The organism is Enterococcus villorum, assembly GCF_007990225.1.
GTDB classification, from domain to species: Bacteria; Bacillota; Bacilli; order Lactobacillales; family Enterococcaceae; genus Enterococcus_B; species Enterococcus_B villorum.
The window spans coordinates 61,754-79,281 of the sequence record NZ_BJWF01000009.1; the positions used below are offsets into that span (position 1 = coordinate 61,754).

Sequence of the window (17,528 nt, forward strand, 5' to 3'; positions counted from 1 at the left end):
CTAAAATAATTGTTTTATTTTTCAACAGTCAGCTGACTGAATGAACGTGATTAATCAATCTATAAATCTTTTTCCGTGAATGCGTAAGGCAATAATTCTTTGACTGACATGGTCTTAACAACGCCATTATCCCCTACTAAAGTTACTGGCATATCAGGCACACAAAATTCAGCCATTACTTGTCGACAAGCTCCACAAGGTGAAATTGGCTCTGGCGTATGACCAGCGACCACTAAATGAGTAAAATTTCTTTCTCCTTCTGAAACAGCTTTGAAGAAAGCTGTACGTTCTGCGCAATTAGTTAACCCAAACGAGGCATTTTCGATATTTATGCCTTGATATGTTTGACCATTTTCTGTAACTAAACATGCTCCTACTGGAAAGTGTGAATAAGGAACATAAGCTTTTTCTAATGCATCCACTGCAACATTGATCCATTCTTGCTTCACATCTGCCATAAGTTTCTCCTTATTTTTAATATCCTTCACCAGTTGAACCTGACATGATTGAGACACCCGCACTTGTGCCAATTCTTGTCGCGCCAGCTTCGACCATTGCTAAAGCTTCGGCTTCGTTATGGATACCTCCAGATGCTTTCACACCCATTTCAGGACCGACTGTTTCACGCATCAGGCGAACATCTTCTACTTTTGCTCCGCCAGTGGAAAAACCAGTAGAAGTTTTAACAAAATCTGCACCGGCAGCTTTTGCAAGTTCGCAGGCTTTTTTGATTTCATCTTGAGTTAATAACGCTGTTTCAATAATTACTTTAACTAGTGCGCGATCTTTTGCAGCAGTCACTACTGCTTGGATATCGTTTTGTACTGTTTCATATTGTTTTGATTTCATGGCACCGATATTTATCACCATATCTACTTCATCAGCGCCATTTTCAATCGCATTTGCCGTTTCAAAAGCCTTTGTTTCAGATGTATTCGCTCCTAAAGGAAACCCAATGACTGTACATACTGCTACTGGTTCACCTTTTAATTGTTCTTTGGCCAAAGCAACCCAAGTTGGATTGATGCAGACAGAATAGAAATGATATTTTTTTGCTTCTTCGATAATTCGCATAACGTCATCTTGCGAAGCATCCGCTTTTAAGATTGTGTGATCGATCATTCGGTTCAATTCCATTTTTTTCTCTCCTTTTATTCGGTGATGATATCGTGTATTAATGTAGGTTTTTCAGCTGATTTGCTGATTTCAATATTTTGATAAAGCAATTCTTGTACAGAAGTAATCTCTTTTTCATTACTATAAATGGTCAACAATGATTCTCCTTCTATTACAGAATCACCAATTTTTTTATTTAATTTAAGCCCAACTGCGTGATCAATATCGTCTTCTTTTGTTTTACGTCCTGCGCCCAACATCATTGCTGCGATACCAAGCTCATTTGCCACAAGTTTTGACACAATCCCACTTTTTTTAGCAGGCAACTCAATCACATATTTAGCTGTCAGAAGCCGTTCAGGTTGCTCCACGATCGAAGCGTCACCACCTTGATTTTGAATCATTTCCTTAAATTTATCTAAGGCTTTTCCAGATTCTAATGCTTCTTTTAGTAATGCTCTCGCTTCTTCAATCGTTGTCGCTTGATTGGCTAATACGACCATTTGACTTCCTAACGCATAACACATTTCTAATAAGTCTTCGGGTCCTTTTCCTTTTAAAGTATCAATTGCTTCAACCACTTCTAAACTATTTCCAATCGCTTCTCCTAAAGGCTCAGACATATCTGAAATAACGGCTACAGTTTGACGATTGGCTAACTTTCCAATGCTAGTCATTGTTTTTGCTAGACGTCTAGCATCTTCTATATTCTTCATAAAAGCACCATCGCCTGTAGTAACATCTAAAACAATGGCATCCGCTCCTGCTGCAATTTTTTTACTCATGATCGAACTAGCAATCAAAGGAATGGAATCAACCGTTGCTGTAACATCACGTAAAGCATAAAGTTTTTTGTCTGCTGGAGCAAGATTGCCTGATTGTCCAATAACCGCTACTTTGCTTTCATTTACGATGCGGATAAACTCTTCATCAGAAAGTTCAATTTTAAAACCTGGAATAGCTTCTAATTTATCTAATGTACCGCCTGTATAACCAAGACCTCTACCAGACATTTTTGCGACCGTCACACCAACGCTTGCTACTAGTGGAGCTAAAATCAACGTAGTAGTGTCGCCCACCCCGCCAGTTGAATGCTTATCTACCTTGATTCCATCCAATGAACTCAAATCAATGACATCCCCTGAATGAGCAATCGCAAGAGTTAAATCCGTAATTTCTCGATCTGTCATGTCTTGATAAAAGATTGCCATCAGTAATGCGCTGATTTGATAATCAGGAATCTCACCATTTGTATACTTCGTAATAATATAATCGATCTCTTCCGTTGATAACTCTTTTCCATCTCGCTTTTTTTCAATCAGATCCACCATTCGCATTGCCTGATCCTCCTTGTCTTCATTCGGTATTATACAGGAATTTTCTAAAAGGTAAACCACTTTAGTAAACTGGTTTACTAAAAATATAAAGAGCTAACTCTCGCTTTTGTAAACACTTACATAAGCAATATAACGCCGAGTTATCCCTTTGTCAATGTTTTTATGCTCTCACGAATAATTAATTTTGTTTCAAAGACTTTGTTCGGAACCTTACGTTGAGGAAATTCAATCGTGTCAATTAAAAAGCGAGCTGCGTAAAATCCAATGTCTGAGCTTGGCTGTTTGACTGTAGTTAATTTAGGGATCATGTACTCTGAAAGTTTCAATCCATCAAAACCAATGACCGAAATATCCTCTGGAATTTTTTTTCCTAATTCATCAATCGCTTGGTAACAGCCAATTGCCATGGCATCATTTCCACAAAAGATCGCAGTTAGGTCTTTATGTTTTAACAACTTTTTAGAAGCCTCATAACCACCTTGAACTGTCAGCTCCCCTTGCTCAACATATTTTCCATTGAAAGGGATGCCGTGATCTTTTAACGCATGACGATAGCCATTAAAGCGTTCTTCTAATTGATAGTACCCAGTTGTTTCTTTGAGCATACCGATTTTAGTATGTCCATTTTCAATAAATAAAGAAACTGCCTGATAGGCACCTTCATACTCTTTTACTAATAAGCGTCCATTATCTCGAGTGTTTAATCCGCGATCAATCAAAATAATCGGCATATTTTTATAGAAACCACTATCTAAAGAATATTCATCAGGTAAAACGTTGGGCGTAGCTAACAAAATCCCATCCACCGAACGATGCGAAAGCTCTTTTAAGTATTTGATTTCATTGTCTTGGCTATGACGAGAGTTACAAAGCATGATGACATATCCCAAGGGGTTGAGATAGCTCTCCACCCCTTCAATCAATTTAGAGAAGAAGAAGTCGGTCACATCTGGTACGATCATGCCAATAGTTTTCGAATGGCGATTGATCACATTTGATGCAAAGTAATCAGGTTTATAGTGATGTTCATTGACGATATTCAACACTTTTTTACGTGTTTTATCACTAAAACGACTTCCTTTGTTATTTAAAATTTGTGACACAGTGGTAACTGAAACACCCGCCATTTCTGCAATGTCTCGGATCGTTAATTTCACTTCTTCTCCTCCTTAATTATGTAAAATTCTTTTTTAGTTTACCAAAAGAGTTTAAAAAAAAATAGATAGAAAAAATAATATCTTCTAGCTTGAAAATTAAGGTCGCTGATCCTAAAAAAACACCTCAGAAAATAATCCCCTGAAGTGTATAATTATATTTTTTCAAAGTATTAATCAATACATCATTTTTCTCTTTGTTGATTTTGTGCGTTATTCTTTTCTTTTGGCTGATGGTCTTGCGCTTTTTGTGTCGCTGTATTCATTAAAAAAGACACTCTAGATTTCCGTATCGTTTTATTTACTCCTTTTTCTAGCTCCTCTGTTTTTGCATTACCTTGTTGTTTTTCATTAACAGACTGTAGACGCTTGTCTAAATCTGCGAAGAGAAGCCTTTTCATATCTGAGTCTAATGTTAAATTAGTCATCTTTTCTTTCATTCGATCTTGTAAATGTGGAGGCAAATTTTCTGCGTTAAGGAATTGCTTATATATATCTGAATTCGCTTTCTTCAGCTCCATTTTACTAAAGTAGTATTTCTTTTCATCTTTATCAAACCTATTTTGACGATTTTCGAGGTCTTCGATCAGCGCTTTTTCATCCTTATAATCTAAATCATCGCATTTTTTTATCTTCTCTATGACACGCCCCACATGTTCAAAATCCTCAATGGTTTTTAACTTCATAAATTGCTCATACACTTTGGGATAAAACATTTGAAGCTTCTCCATACTTTCTTTTGGTCTATTATTTACACTATCAAGGATATCTTTACGCACTTTTTCATCTTCAAACATTTTAACTACTGAGTTAAGTGTTATTTCTTTTTGTTCTGGAGTAAGGGTAGAAACGTTGTACATAATCTTATTAGCGATTATTTTTGCCAACTTAGGATCTGGTTTTGTTTGTTCTTTTAATTTATTGAAATCTTTATGTATTTCTTTATTTTCGTGCTCAATTTTTAATAAAGGATTCGCTTCAAGTAATTGTTTGAATCCATTTTCTTGATCCTTTTGTTCTATCAGATTCTTTAATTTACTCTGGTCAATTTTAGGCAACATTGATTTATATTTAGAAATAAGTATCAACCTGAATGAATATAATCCTTCTTTCGTTAAAGTGTCTAAGAGACTGACAAAACGTTTTGTCAGTTCGGAAGGTTCATTTATTGTTTTATTCGATTGATTATGTACGTTTGATTGTTTCTGTGTATCTTTTACTTTCCCCTTTAATCTTTTTAAATTTTCTTCTAAATCTATTTCTAATGTTTTAAACTCCCTAGCTAATTCCTTGTTTTTTTCCGCTAATACGTCAAGTACATTTTGAACAGTTACATTATTCATTTTATTCATCATCCTTTCAAAATTGAATTAAAAAATGTTTTACGACTTACCTTTTATTAATTAGCCTGTCATTCATTATATAGTTATTTTAAAATCATGATTAATTACTTTTTCTTTATTTATAAAAAATAGTTTCCACACTTTTTTAGATTTTTTCTACTAGAATGTTGTGTTTATTGTGTCTGCAGTTGATCTATGAAGTATGAAAAATAGTTATTGGCTCTGCAATTACTCAACGCATTTTAATATCTGCTTCGTACTTTAAAACACGCACAAACAACGTAATTCGTTGTTATAAAGTACCTATTTAGATTTATGGATGCACAGCATGTTATACCCTTATTACTTCACACTTTTGATAATGTAGTACCCCTTCTCTTTCTTAACAATTTCTGCATTTCCAAACGTCTCTGCCATCTTGCTTTGTGCGCTAGGCGCACCTTGTTTTTTTTGGATAACAATGGTCAATGTACCACCTGTTTTCAATCTTGGATAAGCTTGGGTTAAAATTTCATGGACAACTTTTTTACCGGCACGAATAGGTGGATTGCTAATAATTGCTGCGTAAGTTTCTTCATGCACGTCCTCATAAATATTGGATTGATGTATGTCGACTTGTTTGATGCCATTGCGATTGGCATTTCCTTGCGCCAACTCCACTGCTCGAGAATTAATATCGACCATTTCAACAAATCGTTGACTTGCTGATGCAATCGCTAAGCCAATGGGTCCATAACCACAGCCAACGTCTAAAATTTTCCCCTCTTTCGGTAACTCTTCCCAATCGAATGTATCAATCAATACACGAGACCCAAAATCAACTGTTTCACGTGAAAACACCCCAGAATCTGTTACAAATTGGAAGTTTTTCCCTCTTAATTCAAATGACCACTGCTCAAAATCATGATCAGTCGTTGGATTTTTTGAATAATAATGGTTAGTCATATACTTCCTCCTTTATATTCTATTTCTTGTTTCTTAGTCTATCCTTTTATCCACCAACTCGCAACATAATAAATTTGTTTTTTTATATCCAAAAAACTTTTAAATAAAAGGATATATTCGCAAAAAAACATCAAAAAAGTTATTTTTATTTTTCCGTATAAAATATTTTCTTTCTTTTTCTTGAATTGTTATCTATATGAGTTAAAAATATGATATTTATACTAAGAGAAGGGATCATTTTTCTCTTAGTGGTGGGGTTTGAGAGGTTTTTGTGTTAAAATAGTCCCATTGACGGGAGAATGCAGGAGGCTATTATGAATGATCCAATGAACTACTACCACGTCGCAAGAGAAGAATGGCGTGAATTTTATCGTAATGGGCAAGCACCTTTGACCCAAAACGAGTTAGATAAAATCAAAAGTTTAAATGATCGTATATCCATGCAAGATGTTCGGGATATCTATGTTCCTCTTGCTCATTTGATTTATCTATATATGAAGGAATTCGAATCACTTTCATTAAGCAAAGGACTTTTTCTTCATAAATACGTAGAAGTACCACCATTTATAATTGGAATTGCCGGAAGTGTCGCCGTTGGAAAAAGCACGACCGCTCGCTTGCTGCAAACGATCTTATCTCGTACCTTTAAACGTAGGAATGTTCAGTTGATTACAACAGATGGATTTTTATATCCAAATGAAGTTTTAAAAGAACGAGGAATTATGGATCGTAAAGGGTTCCCTGAAAGTTACAATATGGAATTGTTAATCGACTTTCTGAATCGGGTAAAAACAGGACAAGAAGAAATCAAAGTGCCTGTTTATTCTCATGACATCTATAATATCATTCCCAACGAGTATGAATTGATTCAACAGCCCGATATTTTGATTGTTGAAGGCATCAATACCCTTCAACTTCCAGCAAATCAACAGATCTATGTCAGTGACTTCTTTGATTTTTCTGTGTATGTGGATGCTGATTCCTCTCTTATTGAGAAATGGTACTTAGATCGTTTCGGTGCTCTACTCGATACAGCCTTTCAAAATCCACACAATTATTACTATCAATTTGCCATTGGAAATCGTGAAGATGCTTTCAAAATGGCACAAGAAGTATGGAAAAATGTGAATTTGAAAAATTTAAACGAATATATCTTGCCTACTCGTAGCAGAGCAGATATAATTCTCCATAAAACTGAAAATCATATCATTGATTCGATTTTCATGCGAAAATATTAGCATTTTAAAATAGTTTATTCTATTTTGAGATAAAATTTAAAGGGATAGGGGTAATAAATGTGACAAACGTTGCCGACATGACAAACGTTGAAAAGATTATCGTATTAGATTATGGTAGCCAGTATAACCAGTTAATTACAAGACGCATCCGTGATTTAGGTGTTTTTTCTGAATTATTGAGCCACCGCATTTCTGCAGAAGAAGTAAAAGCAATGAACCCAAAAGGAATCATTCTTTCTGGTGGACCAAACAGTGTATATGATGAAAATGCTTTTGGAATTGATCCGGAAATTTTCAACTTAGGTATTCCTGTATTAGGTATTTGTTACGGTATGCAATTAATTACGTATAAACTAGGTGGGAAAGTTGAACCGGCAAAAAATCGCGAATACGGAAAAGCACAATTAGAAGTAACAAGTGATAAGGCTGTATTGTTCAACGAAACACCAAAACAACAGACTGTTTGGATGAGCCATGGTGATTTAGTCACACAAGTACCAGAAGGCTTTGAAATCGTTGGTACAAGTAAAGACTGTCCAATTGCATCCATCCAAGATACTGACCGTAACTTTTACGGAATCCAGTTCCATGCAGAAGTTCGTCATTCTGAGTACGGAATCGAATTATTACGCCATTTTGCTTTTGATGTTTGTCATTGTGAAGGAAACTGGACAATGAACAATTTCATCGATATGCAGATTGAAAAAATCCGTGAACAAGTAGGCGATAAAAAAGTCTTACTTGGACTTTCAGGCGGTGTAGACTCTAGCGTTGTCGGGGTACTATTACAAAAAGCAATTGGTGATCAATTAACATCAATCTTTGTTGATCATGGATTACTACGTAAAGGTGAAGCCGATCAAGTAATGGAAAGTTTAGGCGGAAAATTTGGCTTAAACATCATCAAAGTAGATGCGAAAAAACGCTTCTTAGACAAATTAGCTGGTGTTTCTGATCCAGAAGAAAAACGTAAAATCATTGGAAATGAGTTTGTTTACGTTTTTGATGATGAAGCAACCAAACTAGCTGGCGAAGAAGGGATTGCTTTCTTAGCCCAAGGCACACTTTATACAGATGTGATTGAAAGTGGAACAGAAACTGCACAAACGATCAAATCTCACCATAATGTTGGTGGATTACCTGAAGACATGCAGTTCCAATTGATTGAGCCTTTGAATACCTTATTCAAAGATGAAGTACGTGAATTAGGAACACAACTAGGCATGCCTGACTCAATCGTTTGGCGCCAGCCTTTCCCTGGACCAGGCTTAGGTATCCGTGTATTAGGTGAAATTAGTGAAGATAAGTTAGAAATCGTTCGCGAATCTGATGCCATCTTGCGTGAAGAAATTGCTGCTGCAGGTCTAGATCGTGACATCTGGCAATACTTTACTGTTTTACCAGGCATCCGCTCAGTTGGTGTGATGGGCGATGGACGTACTTATGATTATACAGTAGGTATCCGTGCAGTTACTTCTATTGATGGCATGACTGCTGACTTTGCTCGTATCCCATGGGACGTCTTACAAAAAATATCTGTGCGTATCGTAAACGAAGTCGCACACGTCAACCGCATCGTGTATGACATCACTTCTAAACCACCTGCAACTGTGGAGTGGGAATAATAAAAAACAGCCAACAAACGTTGTTAAATCAATGTTTGTTGGCTGTTTATTCATTTATTATCATACCTGTTCAATTTTTAAGCCGAATTAAGTAGTATAGGCAATAGAATTTTGATGATTCTATTTTTTCTTTGATATTTAGTTAAATTGTTCCTTTTCTCAAACTATTTTTTCACAGTACTATTAAGTAGTAAAATAAAATTTACAATAAGCCATCCAATGATAAAAACATCTGTTGGATGCATTTCATTGAAATTCAAGACTAACCAATAAACTGCTAATAAAAAATTACCTATTCCGACAAAAAATATTGTTTTCACATTTTTTTATACCGAACTAGCCCCTCCTCCAATCATCATTTTTATTCATGTGCTAAAAATTTTTCTATTTTACTTTTATCAGTAGAACCTTCTAATTTTTCACTTATCTTTCCCTTTTTCACATAAAGAATTGTTAGAACTATCTTTACATCTAAATTGTTTAATTCCTTGACTAGTTTGTCTTGGTTTTCCTTACGTGCATCATCCGTGTTATAATAAAATATTTTTCGTTCTTTTTTTATTAAAATAGATTTTAATTTAGGAAGAAAATCCTGACACTCTTCACATGTAGGCCTACCAATATAAATATACCCAGTCTTGGAATTATCCATCAACTTTTGAATTTGTGTACTATTTATATCAGTCATGTCAGTCATGGGATTAAAATTTTTTTCTTTTTGATTAGCGTAAAAATATACGGCACTACCTATTAAAATAATACCAAACAACAAGACAATAATCTTTCTTTTTTTGGTTAACACAATTTAATCATTCTCCTTTTTTATAATTTAAAACAAGCAATAACCCCACCAATATCTGCAGCTCCTCTAAAAGTTAAAAAAGCGGAACTTTATTTCCAAAAATAACATTAGTTTCATTTCTACTCTCACCCAGCAGTAAGAATGAAATAACCGTAAATCTCCTGATTATCACTCCTTACCATATCTTTGTATCTACAATAAAAACTTCTATAGCTAGCTGATTTTTCAAGTAATTCACATAAATGTTCTTCTCTATTTACCTTTGTAAAGCACAACAAAAATAAATGTTATTTAAAAATCTTTTTTATTATATTTTTTTTAATTAAAAAGATCAAAAACTTTTAAAAACATTAATATATAAACATTTATACTAATTTAAAATCCAAGAACAATTTTTCTCCCCATATTTCTATATTTAAAATTTGTTATAAAAACTTTTGCTTTATTTAAAAGAAAGCGCTACAATTACCAAAGATAGCTTTATACAACAAGGAGAAAATAAAATGAAAAAAATAATCATAACAACTTTATTTATTAGTGGAATAGCTATTGGTCTAGCAGTCCCTATAGTTAATGCAACGCAAGCTCCTTTATACTCTGGTGGACAAGAAAATGTTGATAACTATACTACGATTGTAGAATCAAAAGATAGAGAAAACAGTATCACACCGAGATACGATTCAAGTGCAGTTGGTGGTGGTTGGTGGCGCAGAGGTAAAAATGGTAACCTTAATATTTCTGAGTATCAACATTATACAAAAGAAGGACATGCTTCTTGTGAAAACGGTAACGGGACATTTAGCAATGGTAAGTGGCAAGGACCAAATCAATGGAGTCAATCAAGTGTTGGTTGGACTCTCTTTGGTGGAAACAAGGCCTATTATAACTATCGTTAGTTAAAACTAAAACACAAAAATTTAGTATAAAGCGATCTGCTTAATTAACTATCAAAGGAGATCTTATGAAAAAATTTGTATCCATTGGCGTTGTTGTGCAATTAGCGTTAACTGTCTTTATTTTTCTCTCCGTGATTAACTCATTAGAATTAAACAACTTACTTTATAAGGACAAAGAAAAAATTACTATTCTAGTTGAATCCAATTCAATTGTAAAAGACCCTAAAGAGCAAGCTAGTTATATAATTGATTCAGCAAAAAAGAATCATATTCGCATCTTTAAATATATCTTCTCTAGTGATACCAATTTAAAAATCTATACCAATCAAGAAATGAAAAATGGTTTTACGACTCTAGGTGATCCCAATAAAAAGGACGTAGAATCTTTGAAGTCTGGGACAGACTTTATTTGGACAAATTCAAAAATTGACTTAGAGTTAAAAAAATTTACTGCTATTCCTGAAACCGGGATTTCTGGGATCTATTACATTCAAGGAGACAACCCAAAATATATCCATGCGTTTCTTAAAGAGATCAGTCAATTAGGAAAGATCAAAACGAATAGGAGTAATAGCTACGAGCTAAATGTTCAAAAAGCCTTTTTTGAAAAATATTTTTTACTTATCGTATGGTTTCTGTTATTAGCAGTTAATTTAGCTATATTGATCCAATTCCTGATGAAACAAACTAAGAAAATCACACTGTTAAAGCTATTTGGTTGGCATACTAAAGATATCTTATATTCTTTTCTGTCTCCTCTCATTCGTATCTTTCTGTTATCCTTATCTATAGTTATTTTTATTGTCGTTGCGTACTTTTCATTTGTTTATAAAGGAATCCCTTTTATTACTTCCTTTTTGGCCTTATTATTGCTCGTTACGCTTTTATTTATTGCCGTCTATGCTTTCATTATTTATTTAACCATTCAATTCATTTATCGATCCAATCCTTCTAATCACTTAAAAGGAAACAATTATGGTAGTTTGGGCATCGCTTTTAATTTATTCTGTAAATTAGCTGTTGCTACGACTATTATTAGTTTAGGCGCTTTCTTATTAAAAGAACAGCATGCCCTTATCCAGCATCAAAATCAAAATGCTTATTGGGAAAAGACAAAAAATATCTATGCCGTGCAATTAAGATTTATTACAAGTGATTTAGATGAATATAGTCCCTACGAAAAAGCTTTAAAAAATTTCTTTAACGAAGCGACAGATAAAAAAGGATTGTTCTTAATCGATTCGACGAATTACGAAAAACTATCTATCGGAAAACCCCTATATGAAATGAATACAAATAGCGAGAGAGAACAATTAACCTCTCCTGCAGGAAAATCGATTGTTATTAATAAAAACTATTTCACTCACAATCCAATCGTTGATGTCCATGGTCAATCTCCTTTAGATAAAATAATCGTTTCATCTAATTACTTAAATATACTTGTTCCAGAAGCGTTGAAACCATTTGAAGAAGAAATTAGTTTACAATACACCAAATATTTCGCCTTTTTAAAACGACTGACGAGCGATCCTTCCAAACAAAAAGATGACAGGGTAAATATCATCTATGTAAAATATCATCAAAATTATTTTACGTATAATCCAAATATTGAAAAAAAAGATTTTACGATTGTTGACCCAATTTCTATCGTAGATACAGGAAATTTAGATGATAGTTTTTACGCTGCTTGGCTAATATCTTCTGCCTTTGTTAAATCCGAAAAAATGGATGGCTTTAATTATTTATTACCAATAATTATTCAAACGCATACTTCACCAAGTATTCAAAATACCGTTTCAATATATGATTTTCGATCCGAAGAATTAACGATGAAAAAAACGCTTGTGTATACGATAAGCATTCTTTTAATTTGTTTAACCATTGTCCAAATTTTTAATGTCATTTCTTCCTATCAATTAATCATAGAAAAATATCGATACAGTTTGCATATTAAGAGAATTTTTGGTTATTCCTTTATGAAACTATTTTCTCCAATCGTTCTCCCAAATGTTTTATTAGACTTCATGCTTGTAGGAATATTATTTATTTTTTATAGAAATAAATACGTTGTTTTTGTCATTGCTTGTTGGATTGTTTTAGAAGTTCTTACTACTGTGCTAACGTTGAATACTTTAAAGCAGACTATTCATCGACCGACCATCGAAAAAAAAGGAGATTAAACATGATAGAACTGAAAGATGTCAGTATTTCATATGGAAAAAATCAAATTTTCAATCAATTATCATTAACAATTCAAGATGGAGACTTTTTTTGTATTTATGGGAAAAGCGGAAGTGGAAAAACAACCTTACTTAATCTGTTAGGCTTGTTAGAAAGACCCGATAATGGACAGCTCATCTTTGACGGAATTAAAAATCCTAAGGCGAAAGATATTCATTTGCTTCAAAAAAAAAAAATTGGCTATGCATTTCAAAATTTTGGTTTGATTAATGATGAAAGTGTCGCCAGTAATTTATTGATTGCATTGAAAAATCAAAACATAAAGAAAAAAGAAAAAAGAACTTACTTATTAAATAGCTTATCTGAAGTCGGATTACCAGATATTTTAGAAAAAAAAGTTTACGAGTTAAGTGGTGGTGAACAGCAACGTGTAGCCCTAGCACGATTAATTTTGAAAAAACCTACTTATATTTTTGCGGATGAGCCCACAGGTAACCTTGATGAAAAAAATGCGGAATTAGTGTTTGATATTATCAAAAAATTCAATACGGATCATCATGCAACTGTTATTTTCGTTACACATGACAAAAAGTTTATAAATGATACAAAAAATACATTGGATTTAACTACTTTAAAGAAAAAACTCTAGCTAGTTTCAAAATAGCGATAAATCAAGCCTTAGAATATCTTATTTATATGATATTCTAAGGCTTTTTCTTAGCCTAACTATCAAAAAAACTAGTGCTCAGTGCTCTTATTCTTTACAAACTGCCTTCAAACCAACAACCATTAAAAAGCCAGAAAAATAAGAAGCAACGCAATGAATCCCCCAAAAATAATATTTTCCATTATTGTATCTGATAAATAAAGGTAACTAAGTAAATATCAAAACAACAATTAGCAACATAAAAATATTGAATGAAAAAAAATGGACAATTGACTAAGAAAAAAAATTATAGTATTCTCCTGAAAAAGATTATGAGAAAAATCAAAGGATAGGTGACAGAATATGAGAACGAGTGGAGAAGTGATTCGTGAAATGCGTACAGCAAGAAATTTGTCTCTACAATTTTTGGCAAATGGAATAATGTCTCGAGAAGCATTGAATAAGTTTGAATTAAGAAACACCTCAATTTCTTCGGATAAGCTTTTTACTATCTTGAGTCGAATGAATGTGAGCGTGGAAGAATATTTAATCCAATTAGAAGCGAATTACTATATCGAAAAAAAACAAATAGAGAAAGATTTTATTGAAGTATTGAATAAGAAAAAAGATAGTACCTTATTTATAAACGAATTAAAACACAAATTTACTTTAAGTAACGATCCCTACTACTACTTAAAATATTGTCAATTTTCTTTAGAATTAGCTGTTAAAAATCAAAGTAGCCTCACTGATTTAAAAAACGAGATCGAAGCCATTAAATCCTATCTAAATCGAATTGATCATTGGGGTATCTTTGAATTAACCATATTTTCTAATTGTCTTTTTGTTTTTAATATTGATTATATTCTAATTGTACTCAATCGAATAAAAAACAAAGTAACCTCTTACACAGAACATACGCCTGATTTAAAAAAGAAGCTTTATTATTTTTATCTGAATTGCCTGATTCTTTTTACTAAAATGAATAGATTAGACTTATTTCCAGTTGTTTTACCTTTAGTTAAGCAACTTTCTGAAGATCCTTCTTACATGTATTATCGCATTTCATTCAATATCTTTGAAAAAATCTACATCGAGCAAGCCCAATTCTCTTTAGAATCAATCAAAAAAGAATTGGATATTTTAGATTACCTAGGCTATTCTCAATTGGGAGAAGATATACGAGATACACTAAGCGGTGTTTCTTCTTTCATTTATGAACCAAACGAAAAGAATCAATTAGAAAAATAGTGCCATTTCCACTAATTGCTTCTTTTCATTTTAAGTTTTTCTTATTTTAACCAGTTATCCGTGCAGATTGTTTTTGTAAATAGTACATCTTGATTATTCTCATGTGAAACAATAATAAACGTTGCATTTTTTTTATCAAGAATAATCTTCATCAAATTCTTTTTACTTGCTTCATCAAGAGAATTAAACGGTTCATCAAGTAAATACAGCTCTTTATTGACACAAAGGTTAATTGCTAAAAACAATTTTTGACGTGTTCCTAAAGAAAGTGTATGCACATCTGAATTTAAATATTTTTCTATATCCAATTGCCTGCACATGTTCAACACTTGCTGCTCGTAATGATGATCGTATTCAAATAATAATCTATAAAACGTGATATTTTCGTATCCGTTTAGCTCTTCTTGAAACATTGGTTTGTCCGGAATAAAAAGTCGATCTTTTCGAATGGCTTCAAAATCAGATGCTTCAGATGCAATCTGTAAATCATAGGCTAAGTTTTCTGAACGAATCAGATTACTTAGAATTTTTAAAAATGTCGTTTTTCCTGTACCATTTTTCCCAGTTAATTTTACGACCGCATTTTTGGGAATAGTCAGACTGACATCTTCAATAATGTTTTTTTCATAACTAAAAAATAAATGATTGATCCTCATTTCTTCCATTTTTTATATTCCTTTCAATTTTCTTAATGAGTATAAGAGAAGTTCGATTCAATTACTGCCGCAATGAGCAATAAAAACGTGGCTACTATAAAAGAGAGAATAAACGATTTTAAATTAGCTTTTATAAGGGCTTCAAGCTGGAAGTTTTTGTTCTCATCTTCTAAAGCATTCTTTTTTATTTTAGATATTAGAAACCAAGAAGAATAGCCCAAACTTGAAAAAATAATAAATCCTGGTATTTCAAATAAAGCATGTGGCAATAATCCTGTTAAAATTGGCTTTAGTCCCAGATGTGTTAAAATCGAGAAAAAGGTCAATCCCAGAAAAAAACCATTATAGAACAAATAAAGAGAATTACCTATGCCTAAAGTTAGCATGCCAAATAGAAACAATTTAAGAGATACATACATGTTATGAAGAAATAAGCTCGTAAAACTAAAATTATTGCCATTTAATCCAATGTTAATCATGTTGTGAAATGGTACTGAAAGAATAAAGGATATAAAATATAGAATAAAAGATAGTATCATCCATTTTCTGACTTTAAATTCTACTCGTTGCATCTCGCATATCTCCTATCTTACTACTTCCTATATAAATAGGAATCATTAACACCATAAACTCCAATATTGCATAAAAAAGCCACTCTCTCCCATAAATAATAGAAGTAGTTCCTAAAATTAACATTACATATGTATTTAGTTGCGTAGTTAATTTAACGAACATGGCGTTAGAGGCAGAAATAATTCTATATCCTGAAAATTTAGACAATTCCTCATGAGTTTCATAAGAACGTTCCATTTTTACAATCATTTTTAAAACTATTGTATCGGTTAAACATGCATATTTAATGAAAAAATCTCGGCAAGTATAGATGATAACAGAAAGTAGTGCTAAACATAGTACAGTAAACACATCTTTAATAATAAGTGCGTATCCAAATAAAAACAGCAACAATTGGATCATTAAAAAGTAGTTACACAAAAGACGTGTTATTGTTAACTTAGACTGAGTCAAATACGTAAAATTAACATCATATACTTTGAAAAAATCGACTGATTTTAGTTCGTTGCGAAACTTAAGCCAATCTCTAAAATTGTACCTAATTGTTGATATCGTGCCACGTGTGATAAAGATAATTAAGAAAATTGAGATGCTCAGTATGATCCAATGATTGACTATTTTTTTCGAAGCACCAATACTATAAAGTAACCCGATTGAAATGCACAATTCTCCTGTTAAATACAATGAAAATGTTTCTATCGTAGAAAGTTTCTTTAAAATAGAAGATACATCTGAAAATAAAAAATAATTTTTATCTATACCATTTTTCTTAAAAAACCTGCCTGAACACGGAACAATTACCCCTTGACCATCCTCAAGCGAGCAATCAAGACGGAAAAACGCAACCATACAAAGTAATAGTAGACCTCCAATAATTAAACTTTTATAAGCCGTTTGGAATTGATTCATACGATAAAGAAAAGAAGTAATGGGATTAAAGAGTTCTAAAAGTGAAACATTTAAATTTTGAATCATTTGAAAAGAATATCCGTTGGTTTTTAACTCATTTTTTAATAAATAGAGAATACTTATAAAGAAACTACTTATAAAATAAGTAGCAAAGAAAAGACAACCTCTTCCTAAAATAGCCTTAAAAATTCGCAGTGGTTGACTTTTATGCCCAGTTTTATTTAATGAATAAAGAATACATTCAACCAGTAAAATTATTCCTATATTCGTAAAAAATAAACCAAGCTCTCCTTTTGTAAAAAAATAAATGCAAGAAACAATTATATTTAACAAACATCGATACAGATTTATCAAAATATCAATAAAATAGAATTTTAATACTAGCTTTTGAGGATTCGGATAATTTTGAGCAAGTGCTGCTATTCGATATTTTTTCAGAAAAATATTTTTATTTTCTAAGGCGGACTGAAAAAAAGGTAACGTTGAAATAATTGCAATAATCAAACATTCTAAATGAATATTAACTATAAAAGAATGTAAAAATTTTAATAACAGTGCAAAGAACAATAGGTTGATTGAAACGACGAGTGCATTGTATACGATTCTATTTTTTACTTTAATAAATTTAAAAATAATTGATTGATGCTTTTTATCTTCGTTTTTCTTCACTAAAAATGCCAATTTAAACATAAGGCACCTCACTAATTTAAATTATGAATAGGAAAAAGGTTGTGACAGAAGCGATCAACTCCGAGCAAATAAGAGAGGATTTTCTAAAATAGCTTTTCATATTTTGGAAAATCAGAACTTATTGTTGAGGAGTTGCTTATGGAACACCGTGAAAAGGCTGGTCTGC

Annotated in this window: 16 protein-coding genes; 6 read left to right on the forward strand and 10 right to left on the reverse strand. The window is 32.5% G+C overall.

What is annotated here, in order from left to right; translation table 11 throughout:
- Nucleotides 1-59: 59 nt before the first annotated feature.
- The 6 genes from EVI01_RS05460 to EVI01_RS05485 form a co-directional block, all read right to left on the reverse strand.
- Nucleotides 60-458, reverse strand: a complete 399-nt coding sequence (locus EVI01_RS05460; RefSeq protein ID WP_010750818.1) for a cytidine deaminase — start codon at nucleotides 456-458, stop codon at nucleotides 60-62.
- A 16-nt stretch (nucleotides 459-474) separates the two neighbouring features.
- Nucleotides 475-1,137, reverse strand: coding sequence for a deoxyribose-phosphate aldolase (deoC, locus tag EVI01_RS05465; protein WP_010750819.1), 663 nt, complete (start codon nucleotides 1,135-1,137; stop codon nucleotides 475-477).
- A 14-nt stretch (nucleotides 1,138-1,151) separates the two neighbouring features.
- Nucleotides 1,152-2,453 (reverse strand): pyrimidine-nucleoside phosphorylase, encoded by a 1,302-nt coding sequence (locus EVI01_RS05470; RefSeq protein WP_010750820.1) that lies wholly within the window; start codon nucleotides 2,451-2,453, stop codon nucleotides 1,152-1,154.
- A gap of 140 nt (nucleotides 2,454-2,593) precedes the next feature.
- On the reverse strand, nucleotides 2,594-3,610 hold the full coding sequence (locus EVI01_RS05475) for a LacI family DNA-binding transcriptional regulator (protein ID WP_010750821.1): 1,017 nt from the start codon (nucleotides 3,608-3,610) through the stop codon (nucleotides 2,594-2,596).
- 182 nt (nucleotides 3,611-3,792) lie between these two features.
- On the reverse strand, nucleotides 3,793-4,950 hold the full coding sequence (locus EVI01_RS05480; RefSeq protein WP_010750822.1) for a hypothetical protein: 1,158 nt from the start codon (nucleotides 4,948-4,950) through the stop codon (nucleotides 3,793-3,795).
- Nucleotides 4,951-5,292: 342 nt separating this feature from the next.
- Complete coding sequence (locus EVI01_RS05485; protein WP_010750823.1) at nucleotides 5,293-5,895, reverse strand: class I SAM-dependent methyltransferase; 603 nt, start codon at nucleotides 5,893-5,895, stop codon at nucleotides 5,293-5,295.
- Between the two features lie 314 nt (nucleotides 5,896-6,209).
- Here EVI01_RS05485 and coaA point away from each other — a divergent pair, with 314 nt between their 5' ends.
- Complete coding sequence (coaA, locus tag EVI01_RS05490) at nucleotides 6,210-7,133, forward strand: type I pantothenate kinase (RefSeq protein WP_010750824.1); 924 nt, start codon at nucleotides 6,210-6,212, stop codon at nucleotides 7,131-7,133.
- A gap of 59 nt (nucleotides 7,134-7,192) precedes the next feature.
- Complete coding sequence (gene guaA / locus EVI01_RS05495; protein WP_010750825.1) at nucleotides 7,193-8,758, forward strand: glutamine-hydrolyzing GMP synthase; 1,566 nt, start codon at nucleotides 7,193-7,195, stop codon at nucleotides 8,756-8,758.
- Between the two features lie 361 nt (nucleotides 8,759-9,119).
- Here the strand turns inward: guaA and EVI01_RS05500 are convergent, their stop codons facing one another.
- Nucleotides 9,120-9,560, reverse strand: a complete 441-nt coding sequence (locus tag EVI01_RS05500; protein WP_146811561.1) for a thioredoxin family protein — start codon at nucleotides 9,558-9,560, stop codon at nucleotides 9,120-9,122.
- A 503-nt stretch (nucleotides 9,561-10,063) separates the two neighbouring features.
- Between EVI01_RS05500 and EVI01_RS05505 the strand changes: the two genes are divergently transcribed.
- From EVI01_RS05505 to EVI01_RS05520, 4 genes are all read left to right on the forward strand, one after another.
- Entirely contained in the window at nucleotides 10,064-10,456 is a 393-nt protein-coding gene (locus EVI01_RS05505) for a hypothetical protein (RefSeq protein WP_010750831.1), read from the forward strand.
- Between the two features lie 65 nt (nucleotides 10,457-10,521).
- Complete coding sequence (locus EVI01_RS05510) at nucleotides 10,522-12,636, forward strand: bacteriocin-associated integral membrane family protein (protein WP_010750832.1); 2,115 nt, start codon at nucleotides 10,522-10,524, stop codon at nucleotides 12,634-12,636.
- A gap of 2 nt (nucleotides 12,637-12,638) precedes the next feature.
- Nucleotides 12,639-13,286: an ATP-binding cassette domain-containing protein gene (locus EVI01_RS05515; protein WP_010750833.1), complete on the forward strand. Its 648-nt coding sequence runs from the start codon at nucleotides 12,639-12,641 to the stop codon at nucleotides 13,284-13,286.
- A gap of 360 nt (nucleotides 13,287-13,646) precedes the next feature.
- A complete protein-coding gene (locus EVI01_RS05520) occupies nucleotides 13,647-14,534 on the forward strand; it encodes a helix-turn-helix domain-containing protein (protein ID WP_010750834.1) in 888 nt (295 codons plus the stop codon).
- Nucleotides 14,535-14,575: 41 nt separating this feature from the next.
- Here the strand turns inward: EVI01_RS05520 and EVI01_RS05525 are convergent, their stop codons facing one another.
- Genes EVI01_RS05525 through EVI01_RS05535 form a run of 3 tightly spaced genes read right to left on the reverse strand, consistent with a single transcriptional unit; the run spans nucleotide 14,576 to nucleotide 17,362 of the window.
- Nucleotides 14,576-15,199 carry an ATP-binding cassette domain-containing protein gene (locus EVI01_RS05525; RefSeq protein ID WP_010750835.1) on the reverse strand — a complete coding sequence of 208 codons (624 nt, stop codon included), beginning with the start codon at nucleotides 15,197-15,199 and terminating at the stop codon, nucleotides 14,576-14,578.
- 23 nt (nucleotides 15,200-15,222) lie between these two features.
- A complete protein-coding gene (locus EVI01_RS05530) occupies nucleotides 15,223-15,762 on the reverse strand; it encodes a stage II sporulation protein M (protein WP_010750836.1) in 540 nt (179 codons plus the stop codon).
- Nucleotides 15,743-17,362, reverse strand: coding sequence for a hypothetical protein (locus tag EVI01_RS05535; RefSeq protein WP_010750837.1), 1,620 nt, complete (start codon nucleotides 17,360-17,362; stop codon nucleotides 15,743-15,745). Before EVI01_RS05535 ends, EVI01_RS05530 begins: the two co-directional genes overlap by 20 nt.
- Nucleotides 17,363-17,528 lie beyond the last annotated feature (166 nt).